General features: G+C 59.7%; 14 protein-coding genes. 4 read left to right on the top strand and 10 right to left on the bottom strand.

The window, feature by feature from the left end:
* Window positions 1–33 precede the first annotated feature (33 nt).
* The 9 genes from E0L29_RS00450 to E0L29_RS00490 form a co-directional block, all read right to left on the bottom strand.
* Window positions 34–3,201: a type I restriction endonuclease subunit R gene (locus E0L29_RS00450; protein ID WP_131353439.1), complete on the bottom strand. Its 3,168-nt coding sequence runs from the start codon at window positions 3,199–3,201 to the stop codon at window positions 34–36.
* Window positions 3,198–4,091: an RNA-binding domain-containing protein gene (locus tag E0L29_RS00455; RefSeq protein ID WP_131353441.1), complete on the bottom strand. Its 894-nt coding sequence runs from the start codon at window positions 4,089–4,091 to the stop codon at window positions 3,198–3,200. The genes E0L29_RS00450 and E0L29_RS00455 overlap by 4 nt, the downstream gene beginning before the upstream one ends.
* Window positions 4,088–5,320, bottom strand: a complete 1,233-nt coding sequence (locus E0L29_RS00460; RefSeq protein ID WP_165498785.1) for a restriction endonuclease subunit S — start codon at window positions 5,318–5,320, stop codon at window positions 4,088–4,090. Before E0L29_RS00460 ends, E0L29_RS00455 begins: the two co-directional genes overlap by 4 nt.
* A gap of 104 nt (window positions 5,321–5,424) precedes the next feature.
* Window positions 5,425–6,273: a DNA damage-inducible protein D gene (gene dinD / locus E0L29_RS00465; protein WP_131353445.1), complete on the bottom strand. Its 849-nt coding sequence runs from the start codon at window positions 6,271–6,273 to the stop codon at window positions 5,425–5,427.
* A gap of 77 nt (window positions 6,274–6,350) precedes the next feature.
* Window positions 6,351–7,415 carry a virulence RhuM family protein gene (locus E0L29_RS00470; RefSeq protein WP_131353447.1) on the bottom strand — a complete coding sequence of 355 codons (1,065 nt, stop codon included), beginning with the start codon at window positions 7,413–7,415 and terminating at the stop codon, window positions 6,351–6,353.
* On the bottom strand, window positions 7,412–9,031 hold the full coding sequence (locus E0L29_RS00475) for a class I SAM-dependent DNA methyltransferase (RefSeq protein WP_131353449.1): 1,620 nt from the start codon (window positions 9,029–9,031) through the stop codon (window positions 7,412–7,414). The genes E0L29_RS00470 and E0L29_RS00475 overlap by 4 nt, the downstream gene beginning before the upstream one ends.
* A 70-nt stretch (window positions 9,032–9,101) precedes the next feature.
* On the bottom strand, window positions 9,102–10,070 hold the full coding sequence (locus tag E0L29_RS00480; RefSeq protein WP_131353451.1) for an HTH domain-containing protein: 969 nt from the start codon (window positions 10,068–10,070) through the stop codon (window positions 9,102–9,104).
* Window positions 10,071–10,171: 101 nt separating this feature from the next.
* Window positions 10,172–10,495, bottom strand: a complete 324-nt coding sequence (locus E0L29_RS00485; protein ID WP_131353453.1) for a hypothetical protein — start codon at window positions 10,493–10,495, stop codon at window positions 10,172–10,174.
* Window positions 10,496–10,498: 3 nt separating this feature from the next.
* Window positions 10,499–10,783, bottom strand: coding sequence for a hypothetical protein (locus tag E0L29_RS00490; RefSeq protein ID WP_131353455.1), 285 nt, complete (start codon window positions 10,781–10,783; stop codon window positions 10,499–10,501).
* Window positions 10,784–11,398: 615 nt separating this feature from the next.
* On the opposite strand from E0L29_RS00490, the gene E0L29_RS00495 reads away from it, so the two are divergent.
* Entirely contained in the window at window positions 11,399–12,013 is a 615-nt protein-coding gene (locus E0L29_RS00495) for an integron integrase (RefSeq protein ID WP_131353457.1), read from the top strand.
* A gap of 89 nt (window positions 12,014–12,102) precedes the next feature.
* On the opposite strand, the gene E0L29_RS00500 is transcribed toward E0L29_RS00495, so the two are convergent.
* A complete protein-coding gene (locus tag E0L29_RS00500; protein ID WP_131353459.1) occupies window positions 12,103–12,414 on the bottom strand; it encodes a (2Fe-2S) ferredoxin domain-containing protein in 312 nt (103 codons plus the stop codon).
* Window positions 12,415–12,548: 134 nt separating this feature from the next.
* Between E0L29_RS00500 and E0L29_RS00505 the strand changes: the two genes are divergently transcribed.
* The 3 genes from E0L29_RS00505 (at window position 12,549) to E0L29_RS00515 (ending at window position 14,892) form a co-directional block, all read left to right on the top strand.
* Window positions 12,549–13,052: a hypothetical protein gene (locus tag E0L29_RS00505; protein ID WP_131353461.1), complete on the top strand. Its 504-nt coding sequence runs from the start codon at window positions 12,549–12,551 to the stop codon at window positions 13,050–13,052.
* A 98-nt stretch (window positions 13,053–13,150) separates the two neighbouring features.
* The gene (locus E0L29_RS00510; RefSeq protein ID WP_131353463.1) at window positions 13,151–13,492 is read left to right on the top strand and encodes a phage holin family protein; all 342 of its coding nucleotides are present in this window, start codon (window positions 13,151–13,153) and stop codon (window positions 13,490–13,492) included.
* 41 nt (window positions 13,493–13,533) lie between these two features.
* Entirely contained in the window at window positions 13,534–14,892 is a 1,359-nt protein-coding gene (locus E0L29_RS00515; protein WP_131353465.1) for a sodium:solute symporter family protein, read from the top strand.
* The last annotated feature ends 47 nt before the right edge of the window (window positions 14,893–14,939 follow it).

The raw sequence follows: 14,939 nt of genomic DNA on the forward strand, positions 1-14,939 counted from the left end.
CTGCAACAGGCTGTTGGCCGTCTTCGCGTACGCTCATACCGCCTCTGCATACACGCCCAAGTTTCGCTCCGGATAACTCTCGTAAACATGCTCAAACAGCGCTGAACACTTCTGCGCGAACAACGGCCGATCGTAGGCCGCGGGCAGCGTATCCAGCGTGTCCTCGATCGCAAGCTTCAGTGTCGAGCGCGCCGCCGACTTCTGCCGCCAGTTGAGCACCAGCAGGGACTTGAGCCGCTCCAGCAAAACCTTGGCGACCTTCTTGACCTCTTCCCGTTCAGCAGTGCTCAGCTCCGGTGCGGGACGAGTAAGGATGTCAAAGATGACCAGCTCCTCCTCGCTCAGGTTTTCGCGAACGTGGCGCTCCTGCTCTTCGTCGAGGCTGTTCGAGAGCTTGAGCAGTTCCTCGAAGAGCTGCTCGATATTGCGGCTGCCATTGTTGTAACCCTCAATCAGCTCCTCGAACTTCTCAGCGAAGTCGGCACGCGTGCGGTTCAGGCGAACGAGCTTCTCCAGCTTCGCCGCAATGGCCGCCCTGAGCGCTTCGAGGTCAGTGTTCTTGTGCTTCGACTCCTTGAACCGCTGAGCAAGCGCCTCGAAGTTGATCTTCGATAGGTCGATGGCCGGGGAACTACCTTCGAGAATCTGCATGCCCGTGATCGAGTCATCGAGCAGTTCCCCGATCTGTTGCAAGATCGTGGCGATGTCTGGTGGGTTCGGGCTGAGCTTGGCGCGGATCGCTGCCGCCAGCGTGGCGATGCCGGTCATGCGCACGGAGAAATCGATCGCCGCCGGGTCGGGCTTCACGGCTCGGTAGAGCGTATCAACTAACTTCTCGTGGCCGAAGAAGTCGCGCCGCAGGGCGTCGGGGCCAATCAGTAGATTGATGGCGTTCTCGATGGCTGCGAGCCGCTCCATCCCGCCCAGCGGCAGGAGTTCCATCGCGGCAAGGTCCACGCCGTGCGCCATGCAGAACGCCGTGGCCGCCGCAATCGCTTCACGCAGTGCCGCAACGAGCTGCGCCTTGTCCTTGACAGGATTGGCGCCGCCCTTGCCCGCTCCGTATATGGCCAGCGCCTTTTCCAGCGAGGCGAACACGTTGGCATAGTCCACGATCACCCCGCTGTGCTTGCCGGTGAACACCCGGTTGGCCCGCGCGATGGCCTGCATCAGGGTGTGGTTGCGCATCGGCTTGTCGAGGTACACCGTCGAGCAGCTCGGCGCGTCGAAACCCGTCAACCACATGGCGCACACGAATACCAGCCGCAGCGGGTCGGCGGTGTCCTTGAACTTCTCGTCCAGCCCCGGCTGCGACTCGTTCATGCGCTTGCGGTGTGGCTCGATGTCGAGGCCAAGCTTCTTCATCTGCTCGATCTCGTTCTGCCCCGGCGAGACGATGAGCGCCATGTCAGTGGTGGTCAGCACCTCCAACCGCTGCATGAGCGACTCCTGCTCGGCCTTGGGCAGGCAGTAGCGCCCCAGCGCCTTCTGAACCCGCGCCGTCTCAACCGCCCAATATTTCTTGACCTTGTCGTGCATCCTGAGCGCTGTAGCCTTGTCGATCGACACCACCATCGCCTTGCCCAGGAAGCCGCGCCCCAGAAAATGCCGGACGATGTCTTGCGCCACCGTCTCCAGCCGGTCGTCGCGGGTGATGAGGTGATATTGCCGACCCAGCACCTTTTCGAGCTTGTCCTCCTGCTCGGCGTCGAGGTCGGCGTTCTCAACGAGCTGGTAGATGTCTTCGTTGAGATCGGGGTTGACCAGTTCCAGCTCGGGCGTGCGGTTCTCGTAAAAGAGCGGCACCGTCGCACCGTCCTCTACGGACTGCTGGAAATCGTAGATTGACACGTAATCGCCAAACACCTCCTTGGTGCGCTCTTCTCCTGCGATCAGCGGCGTGCCGGTGAAGGCCAGGAACAGTGCATTGGGCAGCGCCGCCCGCATGTTGAGCGCCAGCGTGTCGTATTGGCTGCGGTGCGCCTCGTCGGTGAGCACGACCACGTCCGAGCGGTCGGTCAGTGCCTCGGGTGTCTGGAACTTGTGTACCAGCGTGAAGACATAGCGGTGGTTGCCGCGCAGGAGTTCACGCAGGTGCTCGCCGCTGGCGGCATGGCACTGGTCGCCCTCGGCCTCGCTCACCGCGCCCACGGTCTTGAAGGTCTTGGCGATCTGCTCGTCCAGCTCCACCCGGTCGGTGACCACCACGAAGGTCCAGTTGCCGGCGAGCGTGCGCAGCACCTTCTGCGCAAAGAACACCATCGAGAAACTCTTGCCGCTCCCCTGCGTCTGCCAGAACACGCCGCCGCGCCCGTGGCCCAGCTTACGGGCTTCGAGCATCTTACGAACAGCGTTGTTGACGCCGAGGAACTGGTGGTTCTGGCCCAGCACTTTCACCAACCCGGCCTTGTGCTCGGAGAAGAGCGTGAAGTTCTCCATCAGGTCGAGCAGACGGACGCGGTCGCAGGTGCCGCGCAGCATCACCTCCAGCGACACACGACGCAGCTCATCCTCGCGCTCGATGCGCTTCCACTCGAAGAAACGCTCCCAGTCCGCGGTGAGCGAACCGACGCGGCTGTCGGTGCCGTTGCTGGCGATCAGCAGGGCGCTATACCAGAAGAGCTGCGGGATCTCCTTCTTGTAGTGGGTCAGGTTCTCGTCGAAGGCCGCCCGCGCAGGCACGCCGGGCTTCTTGAGTTCGATTACCACCCACGGCAGGCCGTTGACGAAGCCCACCAGATCGGGCCGGCAGGTGTAGAGGCTGCCCACCACGCTGAGCTGGCTGACCAGGAGGAAGTCGTTCTGCTCCGGCTGCGCCCAGTCCACCACACGCAGCCGCTCGCTCTTCTGCCCACCGTGCTCGCGGTCGGGCACCGAGACCGGGATGCCGTCCTTGAGCAGCCGGTAGACCTCGCGGTTGGCCGCCTCCAGGCTCATTGCCGAGCGGTCGCGGGCCAGTTCGTCGATGGCGGTCTGGATCGCCTCGGCGGGCAGGCCGGGGTTGAGCTTGGTGAGCATCGAGCGCAGGCGATCCATCAGCACCACCTCGCCCTTGGTCTCGCGGCCCAAATTGCACGAACCGGTGCCGCCCGCGCCGAAGGTCTCTTCCATCGCAGACACCGTCTGCCAGCCAAGAGCGGCAAAGAGGCCGATGGCGGGCTGCTCGACGAGCTGGTCTTCGCTGTAGGCGTGGGCGCTCATATCGTCGAATCGCAGCTCCCCGCGACCGATGCAGGCACGGTGTAACGCTGATCTGGATGATTTTCCATAGCCGGGATGGTGTAGGCCAGCAACCCCTCTCCAACCATCGGAGTCAGGTAGTCCCTAACCAAGGGTTTGTGTTCCCGCCCATGCAGGATGCTCGCCAGTTCCCGAGCACTTAAAGCACGCCAACGGCAAAGATCGACGATCAACGCACGTATGATGTCCCGCCGGGGTTTGCTGCCTGCGGGTGGAACCCGCTCGGCCAGATAAGCGGGTATGGTCACCAGAAGCTGGTGACTATCCACGCCTGGCTGGTGACTATTTTGAGTGTCCTGGTGACTATTTGATGGACCTGACACGATTTCCAGCACCGGCACCATTTGGGCCGCGTGGAATCGGGGACCCGGCACATAGTAGGTCCGGCTGCCAGCCCCTTTCATCTCCAGCAGGTCCAGATCGCGCAAACGGCGCAGGTGGCCAGAGGCATTCAGTGTGTCGGTGCGGTTGATGGCCCGGTAGGCCGCGTTGTCGATAGCCCCCAGTTCCCGGACGAACACCAGGGCGCGGGATTCCTCGTCGCTGATCGGTTCGCTCGTCAGGTTTCGCAGCCAGACCAGATCGTCCGGCCCCAGGAAGTGATGGAACAGGAAGGTGGCGACAAACTGGTCCGGCCGGCGCGAGGACTCGAAGGTGGGCGGCAACAGATCCTGCGGCTCGCGGCTCACGCCCAGGAGCAGATACCCGCCACCCAGACCCGGTTCGTTGGCAAACGCGCAAACCGTTTCCATGACGGAACGGTCGATCTGGCGGGCCTGCTTGGCCTCGATGCGATGCGACTCGTCCAGCGCGGTGAGTTCCTGCAACAGGTCTTCGGCGGTGCGCATCATGAGGGGATCGCCTCCACATCGATCTGACCGGAGAGCAGGCGCGGCAGCAGCAGGTCGCGGGTGCGGCGGAGGTTTTGGATTTGGCGTTGGAGAGTATGAATCTCTTCTGCTATAGGGATGGTCACGTCGCCGAACTTCTTCAGTAAAGCCACCGAAGGGACAAGCAGATCAGCCTTCTCAAATGTTGGTGCGGTAACGGCGGGATAGGCCGCTCCAGTAGCGTTGTTCGTGAGATAGGCGACGAAGTCGTCGGTGGTCGTGGCAAAGAAAAGGAACGTGAACGGAACTTTCGTCGCCGTGAGCACAGCGAAGCCCGTCGAGGCGATTGTGTCTGGCGCAGGGTGCATCACCTGCGCGTAGGAGCGTCGATTTGGGCGAACGCATGACCAGAGCATGTCACCATGTTGGACAATGCGGCGCGCACGACCGGGAGCGTCAGCGAAAGCGTAGGTTGTGGTGCTGTCAATTTGGCCGGGGCTGACGGAAGAGATCTCTATGTAATGAAGTGCTTCTAGAGCGCTACGGGCGTTTATTTGTGAGCGGTTTACTTCGGCTACGGCCGAAAGCTTCTTCACCTCCCACCCCTGCGGGATCTCGCCGAGGGGGGACGGGACGCGGGGGACGGACTCGTGGCCGGGGAAGCGGAAGTGGACGAACCACTCGCGGTAGAGGGCGCGGGCCATCGAGTCCAGAATCTTGATGCGCCGCTGGCTGTTCTCGATCAGCTCGTCGTAGGCCGTCAGGATGCCGGCGATGCGGCGCTGGACGGGGAGGGGGGGAAGAGGAACTTCGACTCCCTCAATTTGGCCCCCGCTCATGTTTGGCTGCGCGGCACCGTCGGCCAAGTAGAAAAACCGCTCTTGGTATTCCTGACTACTGACGATCGCCCAAATGAAGTCAGGATCGGCATCAACTGGAGCAATCTTGGCAACACGCTGATTCAACAAGAGTGGTCGATTCGTGCGGACCTTCCCAACTTTGCCAGCTGTCGCTCCAGTCATTGCGACGAGAATATCGCCGTCCTTTACCACGAACTTCTGAAGTTTTGGTGTCAAAAGTCCTTGCGGGACACAGTCAGTTGTCGCAAGGTCAACCGAGTTGTTGCCAGTTATATTCTTGATCTTGACGACAGGAATTCCATCAGCCTGCCAGTCACTGCTTTTGAATGCGTAACCCGGCACCACGCGACAAACATCTCCGAGACGACCGGTATTCCAGGTTGTGCTCATCCTCACGCGCCCAGAATCCCCGCCACTTTCACTGCAATCACCCTCTCCGCACTGAACGGCAAGCGAACTTGTAAAATGTCTCTTATGTGTTGAAAACATGCGCCTTACTCCTCGGTAACCAAACCGTCCGGGTTCTTCAAGGACTTCTTTTCCTCGGAAGTCAATCGCCACTCCACCTTCTTTACATCCTCGGCCGGTGGCAGCGACTCGGAACAAATACCACGCTCCAGCAGGGTGTTGCGCACCGCCTGGTTGTTGGTGACGTGTTCGTGCGAGATAGCCGACTCGCTGCTCATACCATGTTGGCGGGCGTTGAAGATGGTGATCTCGGCGGCAAAGTCCTTGGCCTTGAGAATGATGGTCGGAGCAAAGTCGGCCAGTGGCCGTTTATCGGGGACTTTCCACTGCGCTTTCATCGCATTGGTCGGTTTGCCAAAAAGGGCGTGGTCACCTTTGCTGCGGATGATGGCAAAATCTTCATTGCCGCCCGTCTGCTCGAAAATGACGGAGGAAAGCTCTTTTTCAGTCGTGCTGAGCTTCTTGCGGGCAGTAACACGCTCTGCTTCCAGCAGCCGCTGCTCGATCAGCTCGGCGCGACGGGTTTGAACGGCGAAATAAGTCTGGGCAAAGGCGATCTCCTGCTTGCGCGGATCGCCATTCTGGGCGATCAGGTAGCAGGCGTAACGGGTCAGCATTAGGTCGGGGACCTCTTTGACCGCTCCCTTGGGCATCTGTATCGTTTTGTTGACGTCAACAAAATGATCCCGGATTGCATGTCCGGAAGATTCACAAGCTGTTTTTGCCTTGGAGATGGCAGTATTGAAATTGCGCCATTCGCCATACCCGAGTAAATGCTGAAGATCACGGGCCAGCCAGTACTCCACTCCGCCCTCGGTCTGCTGGGCGTGGCCTTCAAAATTCTCCGTCAGACTACGAATCAGTTCAGTTTTCATGTTCCCAAGATCTCCCCTACATTTTGGGCAATGATGGTTTCCAGTTCCCCCGCCTGGGCGTTGCGCACGTTCTCGTATCATTTTCGCCCTCCCCTTTTCGTCGGTTTGGGCGGCGGCGGTAGTTGGTTGACGGCTTTGTCAAAGTCGCTACCGTCCCGGTCGGTCTGCGCGATTTGCGCAGAATGGAACTTCTCGTATTCCGCCTCGGCAATTTCTCTCGCCAGTTCGTGCGAGATTTTGCCCGCATGGGATAAGACCGCACGGTCGTTCAGCGTCAGGAAGCCGTGGAGCTTGCTGAGCCAATCGCGCATGTGCATGGGCACGCGCCGCATGGCTTGACCCTCGGCAAAGACGAGATATTGCTCGACAAGATTGTTCAGTGCGGCAAGCTCCTCCTCGTTAAGGTAGTTCTTGGCGATGCTGACATCCTGCTTGCGGACCTTCGCGCCGCGCCAGTTGGTGAGCCCCATGTTGGGCTTGGCAGAATCGACACGGGCATGAATGATTTCCGCCGCCGTCTGGCCGGTGATGGCCCAGTGCATCTTGTTCTGCACGGTCTGGAAGAACTCGATGCTCTCCGGTTGGGTGGGGTCGTAATCAGTGCTGGTGGCGTAGATGTCGGTGATCTTCTGATAGAAGCGCCGCTCGGACGTGCGGATGTCCTGGATGCGTCGAAGCAGTTCCTCGAAGTAGTCGAAGGGCTGATCCGGGTTCTTCAGACGCTCGTCATCGAGGACGAAGCCTTTGACGATGAGCTCGCGCAGTTGCTGCGTGGCCCAGATGCGAAAACGGGTAGCAACGGCACTTCTGACTCGGTAGCCAACGGAGATGATGGCGTCCAGGTTGTAGTGGGTGATTCGGCGGCTGACCGAGCGTTTCCCCTCCCGTCGAACCACCGAGTATTCCTCGGCAGTTGCCCGCGCATCCAGTTCCCCTTCCTCGTATATGTTTTTCAGGTGCAGCGAGATGTTATCTGCAGAACATTGAAACAGTTGGGCCATGGCGGCCTGGGTCAACCAAACCGTTTCGTTCTCCAGGCGCACATCGATCTTGAGCCTGCCATCCTCGGCAGCGTACACAAGAAATTGCCCCTTGGCCGGTGTGAGAGACTGGGGAAGGTCTTTATCTTGGTAGTCGCTCATGATTCAAGAATCCCCGCAACATTCATGGCGATCGTCTGTTCCAGTTCCCGCGCCTGGGCGTTCAACCCTTCCAGCTCCTCGTTCAGCGCCTCCAGTTGCGTCCTGAAGTCCTCGTCGCTCACCTCCTCGCCGGGCGTGACGCCCACATAGCGGCCGGGGTTGAGTGACCAGACCTGCGCTTCGATCTCCTTCAGTGTCGCCGCCTTGCACAGGCCGGGCACGTCGGCATAGGCGGGCTGCGTGCCGAATACCTCTTGCAATTTGGCCGCCGTCTCCTCGCCGCCCGTGGTCAGGTCCGGCGCTTCGCCGCGATAGAGGTTCACAAGGTTGGCGATGAATCCGATCTGCGCGGGCGTCCAGTCGCGGTGGGCGCGATCCACCTGCCGGTAAATGTGGCGGGCGTCGATGAAGAGCACCGTGTCGGCACGCCGGGTACTGGCCTTGCCGCGATCAAGAAACCATAGCGTGCAGGGCAAGGTGACGGTGTAGAACATATTGGGACCGACGGCGACCATCACATCCACCGCCCGCGCCTCGATCAGCTTTTGCCGCAGCTCCTGCTCGCTTGAGCGGGCATCCGAAGCCGAGTTGGCCATGACGAAGCCGGCGCGGCCCTGGGCATTGAGAGCCGAGTAGAAAAGCTGGATCCAGAGGTAGTTGGCGTTGTCGGTCCGGGGCAGGCCGAAGGGAAAGCGCCGGCCCGCACCGACCATCTCCTTGAGCCGTTCCTTGTCCACCGCGTTGACGTTGAAGGGCGGATTGGCGAGCACGAAGTCGAACTGCCCGGTGGCGGCATGCGGGTCGTCGTAGTAGCTGTTGACGTTGCCGCCGTGGCGGATGTCCCCCTCCAGCCCATGGACGGCGAGGTTGAGTCTGGCGAGGCGGCCGGTCTCGTCGGTCTTCTCCACGCCGCAGATGGCCAGCTCGGCGGCCGGGTTCTTGTGGTGCTCGGCCACGAAGCGCGCCGACTGCACGAACATGCCGCCCGAGCCGCAGGCCGGGTCGAGGATGCGGCCGTGGTAGGGCTTGATCACCTGGGCAAGCAGCTGCACGATGCTGGCGGGCGTGTAGAACTCGCCGCCGCCCTGGCCCTCGCTCATGGCGAACCCACCGAGGAAGTATTCGTAGATGCGACCGAAGGCGTCGAAGTCGAGCGTGGCCGGAATCTCGGAGATCTTCTTGAGTAGCTCTTTGAGCAGGGTGCCGGTGAAAAGGTTGAAGGTCTTGGGCAGCACGCCGGCGAGTTGCGGGTTGTGCTTCTCCACCTCGCGCATGGCCGCATTGACCTTGCCGCCGATATCGGCCGCCTCGGGCAGCGTGAGCAGGTAGTCAAAGCGCGCCTCAGGGGTGAGATAGAGCACGTTGTCGGCGTGGTAGGCGGCAGGCTCATCGATGCGGCTGGCGCGGCGCGACGAGGCACCAGCCTTCTCCAACTTCGCATGCTGGATGGCAAAGCGCACTTCAGCAAAGCGCAGAAAGATCAGGCCGAGGATGGGTCCGGAGTATTCCTGGGCCTTCAGGCCGGAATTGGCGCGGAACTGGTCGGCGGCGCCCCAGAGTCGCTTTTCGAGCGTGGCGGCGGCGGAGTCCTTTTCGGTGGGGGCAATCCAGTGCAAGTATTCGTCTCCTTGGTTCTATGATGGGTTAACGCCTGAGCTCACGGGCGACGCGGTTTTCCGCGTCCGCTCAAGGCTCTTGTTCGATCTTCAGTTTGTCTCGGATATACTTCCGGATGTCCTTCACGACCTCATCAAATTCCGATCGGTGAATCCGCTTGGACTCGAAGTCGATCTTCACATCCTGTAGGAACTTCTCGAAATCAGAGTTTTGCTCGCATAGCTTGTTGATCGTCTCCCAGTCGAGTGCATCCCGCCCGCGTGCCGGATAGAGAATAGAGGAACTGTCAATATCCGAAGGATCAAGGTGGATGATCCCGATCCCAAATGAAGAAGCCAACCGTTCCAGCTCGGCAAGAAACTCGTCGTCTTGAAGGATCTCCGTAGCGACAAGATAGCCCTCGTGTGCCCAGGAGGAATTGGATACCGCTTGAAAATACGCCTCTCTGTAGTTGGCCTTGGTCAGGCTCTTCTTCATCTCGAAAGAGAACATCCTCAGAGAGTTATTGTCAGAGAGACGGTTAAACTCAATCACGTCGGGCCGCCAGTCGTCCAAGGGTAGATAGAATCCCACGATGTCTGGATGAATCCACTCGTTGTAGCCTGATCGTTGTGACTTCTCGTGGAAGATGGTCTTTGTGAAGATCGATCTTCCTCGGTTGAAGGTCGGATTCGCATAGGCGAAGTAGGTTAGCAGTGGATGAAGGTCACGCTCGTGATACTCCGTCTTCTTTTCCTTCTTCTTGGATTCCTCTTTCTCGATCTTTGCGACAGCATCCGGCGGCAACTCTGCTGCACGGTCCTTGAGGAAGAAGCGGGCCGGTCGTTTGCCGACCTTCATGAACCGGGACCCGTCGTTGTCACGTACTTCGACGTAAAGCTGCGCGCCAAGGCTCTGCCATGGGGTCTTCCCTGATGTCTTGATCTTGTCGGTAAGGCCCTTCTCTCTCCCTACCTGCCAGACCTCTTGATAGGTCAGGGGTTGAGTGGCCACCTTCAATACGTCAAATGCAAGGTCTAGGAATGAGTATATGGCCATGTCTTGCTTCCCTATTTATTATCGTAATCGAACGTTCCGTTTGAGCCGCGGCTTGCCCTGGAGCGCAGCGGAAGGGTGAGCCGTCGGACTCGAAGCGGTTGTTATGCATTATTCGGCCATGTGATTTTCATGCCCACAGCGTCCTCGCTCTCTTTTCGGTACAGCACTCTTCCACCATCAAGGTGGACGACAAGCTCAAGCCGTGTAAGCGCGCCCCGCAAGTCTGCGCCTGAATGGATGAATACCTGAGCGTACCCTTCAGGCGGCAGGAGACAAGGAGGATAGGCCGTCCATTCAGATGGAGGCTCACTTTCAGCGAACGCGGTTATCTCTTTCGGAGCCTGAAACTCGATTTCCGAACGGCTCTGACAGGCTTGTCTGATTGTCGAGTAGTTGTGTTCGTCAAACTTCACTGGTTCTTCCATCCGTTACTTGGTATCAATGTCCAGTTTTGCCAGAATCGACAGCTTCTTCAGGTAGGCATCCATGTTTGCTTTTGAATGAACCGGAACACACACATCGTTGTACAAGTAAATCACATCGGTATTTTCGTTTCCTTCATACGACAACTTCTTCGCCGTTCCTGGCCCAATACCTTTTAGCCTTGAGGACACCGGATGTTCTTCATACCGGATGTGTTCTCTGGTGTTGAATCCGACAGGTTTGTACTCCCTATTCAAAACCACATACGAACCGTCCTCCTGCTTTTTCAAACAGTAGGGAAGGTAAACGGAACGAAAATCTCCTAGCGGCACAGTAGCCTCCTTTTTCTTGTTGCATAACGGCCTAGTTGTGCGGAATTTACAGAGCGCCAGACCGCAGGTCTGTAAGCGCAGGACATTTCCGCTCGAACGATTTGTTGGAGGCGCGCGCAGCGCGCTTCCAACATTATTCATTATCTGTAGTGCAGGCTCTTGACAGAATCCCGCACGCTGCACTTGAAACTTACTGCCCCATCACCTCTCATCCAAAGAGGATCCCGTCTTTTTTAGGTCGAATGGGTTACTTATGTTCTTATTGGTATTATTATGCGGCATACCAATAAGGATCAGATCTTGTCATTCCCATGGATTTCCGAGAGTTTCTGCTGAAGAAACAGCACGTTCCCGAGAATGATGTTCCCGACTATCTGCGTTGGGTGGCGCAGTATCGCACCTACTGCCGCCCCGCAAAAACCCGGATCTGGGGACTCCCTCTGAATCGGCCACCTCGTTTGTGAAGTTGCTTGTAAAACAGCATGAAGAGGAGGAGGTATTACAGGCAAGAGAAGCCGTTCGGCTGTATCTCTATTTTACCGATGGAGCACAGCACGACGTATCCTGGACGCCATGCAGGGCACAACCTGGCTCATGGCCGCCCTGATTTACGGCGGCGGACTTCGCATCGAAGAGTGCCTGACGTTGCGGGTGAAGGATATCGATTTCGAGCGGAGGTCTCTTAGGGTCAGAAGCGCCAAGGGCGGCAAGGATCGTCAGACCCTTTTGCCGAAAAACCTTGTGGAACCATTGCGACAGCACCTTTCGCGAATCAGGGACATCCACGAGGAAGATCGGAAGAACGGCATCAAAGGGGTCGCCATGCCGGGCGCCCTGGAAGACAAGTATCCGAATGCGGGAAAGGAGTGGGGCTGGTTCTGGGTGTTTCCTTCCAGGACTTTGTCGGCCGATCCGGTATCGAAAATCATTCGCCGTCACCATATGTTTCCTTCGACGCTACAAAAAGCCTTCAAACGGGCTGCCCTGAAAGCTGCTATTGCAAAACAGGCCTCCGTCCACACGTTGCGGCACAGCTTTGCGACCCATGTGCTCGAAGCCGGCTATGATATCCGCACACTCCAGGAATTACTCGGCCACGCCAATCTCCAGACCACCATGATCTACACGCACGTGGCCGGGAACAACACGCTTGGTGTGGTGAGTCCTCTCGACATGGAGACGAGATGACATCATCGTGACGACCGCAACCCTTTGCCCTGCGCCATTGCCGGTTATCAGTTACCCGCGACTCCCCGATGAGCGATCTTCGTGCCTATTCAATCCCCGCCCTCATCCCCGATGAGACGCCCGATCGCCGAAACGATGGCCTCCACGTCGTCCGGGGCAACCCCGGTGAACCATACCTTCTGCGGATAGATCATCACATTCGGCCCCTCGGCGCACACCCCGAGGCACCCGGACTCCGAGACCCGCACCCTCCCCTTCCACCCTTTTGATACCACGGCCTCCTTCAGCCTGGCTTTCAGAAGCCGGCTCTTGCCGTCCGCGCAGGATTTCCGTTCTCCGGCTCGATCATTGGTGCAGACGAACACATGGAGGAAGTATGGGCTTTGTCGTTCAACCGGCATAAGATGTATTGCGTTATGATTTTCAGGGACACCTGCCGTACTTTATGAACATACACAACAAGACGTTCACACTCATGCGTCTCTCCGGGATAAAAGGCCTGTTCCCCCTGAATAATCCACCACCCATTCCCTCCATGCTGAAACTCTCCGCTCCGCAACAGAAGACACTGAAGTCCCTGCATATCATCACTTCAGGACTCTGGCTCTCCTCGGTCCTCCTCCTGGCGCTCCTCCCACTCGTCCCGATCGACGAGGCCTCCGGTGAGGGGATCTACACCTACCGCCTCATCTTCCACTTCATCGACACCTATGTGCTGACGGCGGCGGCGGTCCTGACGCTGCTCACCGGGCTCATCTATTCGATGCTGACGAAGTGGGGGTTCTTCAGGAGCGGCTGGCTGGTCTACAAGTGGATCGTCACGCTGGGCCTCGTCCTCGTCGGGACCTTCTATCTCGGACCGCTCTCGGCCCGCCTTCTCGAGATCGCCGCCGAGGAGCGGCTCTCGGCCCTCCGCGACCCGGCCTATACGACGGGGGATGCCGTGCTGGCGGCGGCCGCACTCATCAACACCATCCTGCTCGCCCTGGCGGTGCTCTTCTCGGTCTTCAAGCCCTGGAACAGGAAAGCGGAGAAATAGCGGCAGAGGGGGAAGCGCCGGAGGCCATTGGAATCCGGCCCTGAACTGCTATACTTAAGAAAAAGACAGCACGAACCGACAACCTGATACCCGGACCCATGATGCACATCCTGCTTCTCTGGCTCGTCAACGCCTTCGCCGTCTACCTGACGGCCCAGCTTCTCGCGGGCATCCATGTCCGCAGCTTCGGCGCCGCGCTGGCCGTCGCGCTGGTGCTCGGCCTCGTCAACACCCTGGTGCGGCCGATCATGATCCTCTTCTCGATTCCCTTCATCCTGCTCTCGCTCGGACTCTTCCTCCTCATCATCAACGCCCTGCTCCTGCAGCTCTCCGCCGCGCTGGTCGACGGGTTCGCGATCGACGGGTTCTGGTGGGCGGTCGGCGGATCGATATGCATCAGCGCCATAGCCTGGTTCCTCGGCTCGCTGGCCAACCTCTGAACGCCACTACGGCGCATCACCAACCACCCTCCCCCTCCCCCATGCAGAACGTCATCGTCATCGTCTATCTCGCCGTGGTGCTCCTGGTCGGGCTTCTTGCCGGACGCGGAATCAAGAACATGAAAGACTACGCCGTCGCCGACAAGTCGTTCGGCAGCATGGTCATCTTCGCGACCCTCTCGGCCTCCTTCATCGGAGGAGGGTTCTCGATGGGCAACGCCGAGAAGGTCTTCCTCATCGGCATCGCCAACATCGTCGCGCTCTGGGGATTCAGCCTCAAGGAGATCCTCGTGGCGACCTTCATCGCACCGAGGATGGAGAGATACCCCGACGCGATCTCGGTCGGCGACATCATGGAACCGCACTACGGCAAAGGGGCCAGGGTGTTCAGCGGCATCTTCGGCGTGGCGCTCTGCGCCGGCATCCTCGGCGCACAGGTCGGGGCGATGGGCTACATCTTCAACCTCTTCCTCGGCATCGACCGCTCGACGGGGATCCTCATCGGATGCGGCATCGTCATCGCCTACGCCACCTTCGGCGGCATGCGCTCGGTCGTCTGGACCGATGTCATCCAGTTCCTGGTGCTCACCGTCGGCATCCCCCTCACCCTCTACTTCGGCATCCGCCAGGCCGGTGGATGGGAGAGCCTGACGGCCAGCATACCCGCCGCCCGCCTGCAGCTCCCGACCGAACCCGGTGCGGTGCTCTCGCTGGCCGCGCTCTTCCTCACGTTCCTGCTCGGCGAGACCCTGGTTCCCCCCTACGTGCAGCGCCTCCTGATCGGCCGCTCGGCCGGGCACGTCTCGCGCGGCACGATGATGAGCGGGCTCTTTTCGATCCCCTTCTTCGCCATCACCGGCCTCATCGGCCTCGTGGCCCTCGCACTCGACCCCTCGCTGAACCCGAACCTGGCCATGCCGTTCGTCATCAAGGCCTCGCTCCACCCGATCCTGCAGGGGATCGTGATCGCCGCGGTCATCTCCATCATCATGTCCTCTGCCGACTCGTTCCTCAACGGCGCCGCCATCGCCTTCAGCAACGACATCGTCCGCCCGCTGCGGAGCACGCCGCTCGAATCAGGAACCGAACTGATGCTCGCCCGCCTCACGACCCTCGGCGTCGGGCTCCTCGCGATACTCTTCGCGCTCTCGATCGAAAGCCTGCTCGACATCCTCATCTACGCCTACAACTTCTGGGCGCCGACCGTGCTGGTACCGCTCGCCGCGGCGATCCTCGGGTTCCGCGCGACCCGGCGGCGCTTCATCGCCGGAGCCGCCGCCGGCATCGCGGCCGCCCTCGCCTGGAACAACCTCACCGCCGTCCCGTTCCATATCGACGGGCTCGTCGTCGGCTGCCTCGCGAACCTCGCGGTCTTCTTCATGGTCCCTGCAGGAGAATAAAGGCCCCTCCTCCTCCGCACCCGATCCCCCGGTGCGGAGGTCTGTTG

Origin of the sequence: Chlorobium sp. N1, from assembly GCF_004332115.1 — a bacterium.
Lineage (GTDB): Bacteria > Bacteroidota > Chlorobiia > Chlorobiales > Chlorobiaceae > Chlorobium.

What these genes read in the sequence shown, in the direction of transcription:
- E0L29_RS00450 (WP_131353439.1), bottom strand. Translation starts at nt 3,201, where the DNA reads ATGAGCGCCCACGCCTACAGCGAAGACCAGCTCGTCGAGCAGCCCGCC.
- E0L29_RS00455 (WP_131353441.1), bottom strand. Translation starts at nt 4,091, where the DNA reads ATGATGCGCACCGCCGAAGACCTGTTGCAGGAACTCACCGCGCTGGAC.
- E0L29_RS00460 (WP_165498785.1), bottom strand. Translation starts at nt 5,320, where the DNA reads ATGAGCACAACCTGGAATACCGGTCGTCTCGGAGATGTTTGTCGCGTG.
- dinD (WP_131353445.1), bottom strand. Translation starts at nt 6,273, where the DNA reads ATGAAAACTGAACTGATTCGTAGTCTGACGGAGAATTTTGAAGGCCAC.
- E0L29_RS00470 (WP_131353447.1), bottom strand. Translation starts at nt 7,415, where the DNA reads ATGAGCGACTACCAAGATAAAGACCTTCCCCAGTCTCTCACACCGGCC.
- E0L29_RS00480 (WP_131353451.1), bottom strand. Translation starts at nt 10,070, where the DNA reads ATGGCCATATACTCATTCCTAGACCTTGCATTTGACGTATTGAAGGTG.
- E0L29_RS00485 (WP_131353453.1), bottom strand. Translation starts at nt 10,495, where the DNA reads ATGGAAGAACCAGTGAAGTTTGACGAACACAACTACTCGACAATCAGA.
- E0L29_RS00495 (WP_131353457.1), top strand. Translation starts at nt 11,399, where the DNA reads ATGCAGGGCACAACCTGGCTCATGGCCGCCCTGATTTACGGCGGCGGA.
- E0L29_RS00500 (WP_131353459.1), bottom strand. Translation starts at nt 12,414, where the DNA reads ATGCCGGTTGAACGACAAAGCCCATACTTCCTCCATGTGTTCGTCTGC.
- E0L29_RS00505 (WP_131353461.1), top strand. Translation starts at nt 12,549, where the DNA reads ATGCTGAAACTCTCCGCTCCGCAACAGAAGACACTGAAGTCCCTGCAT.
- E0L29_RS00510 (WP_131353463.1), top strand. Translation starts at nt 13,151, where the DNA reads ATGATGCACATCCTGCTTCTCTGGCTCGTCAACGCCTTCGCCGTCTAC.
- E0L29_RS00515 (WP_131353465.1), top strand. Translation starts at nt 13,534, where the DNA reads ATGCAGAACGTCATCGTCATCGTCTATCTCGCCGTGGTGCTCCTGGTC.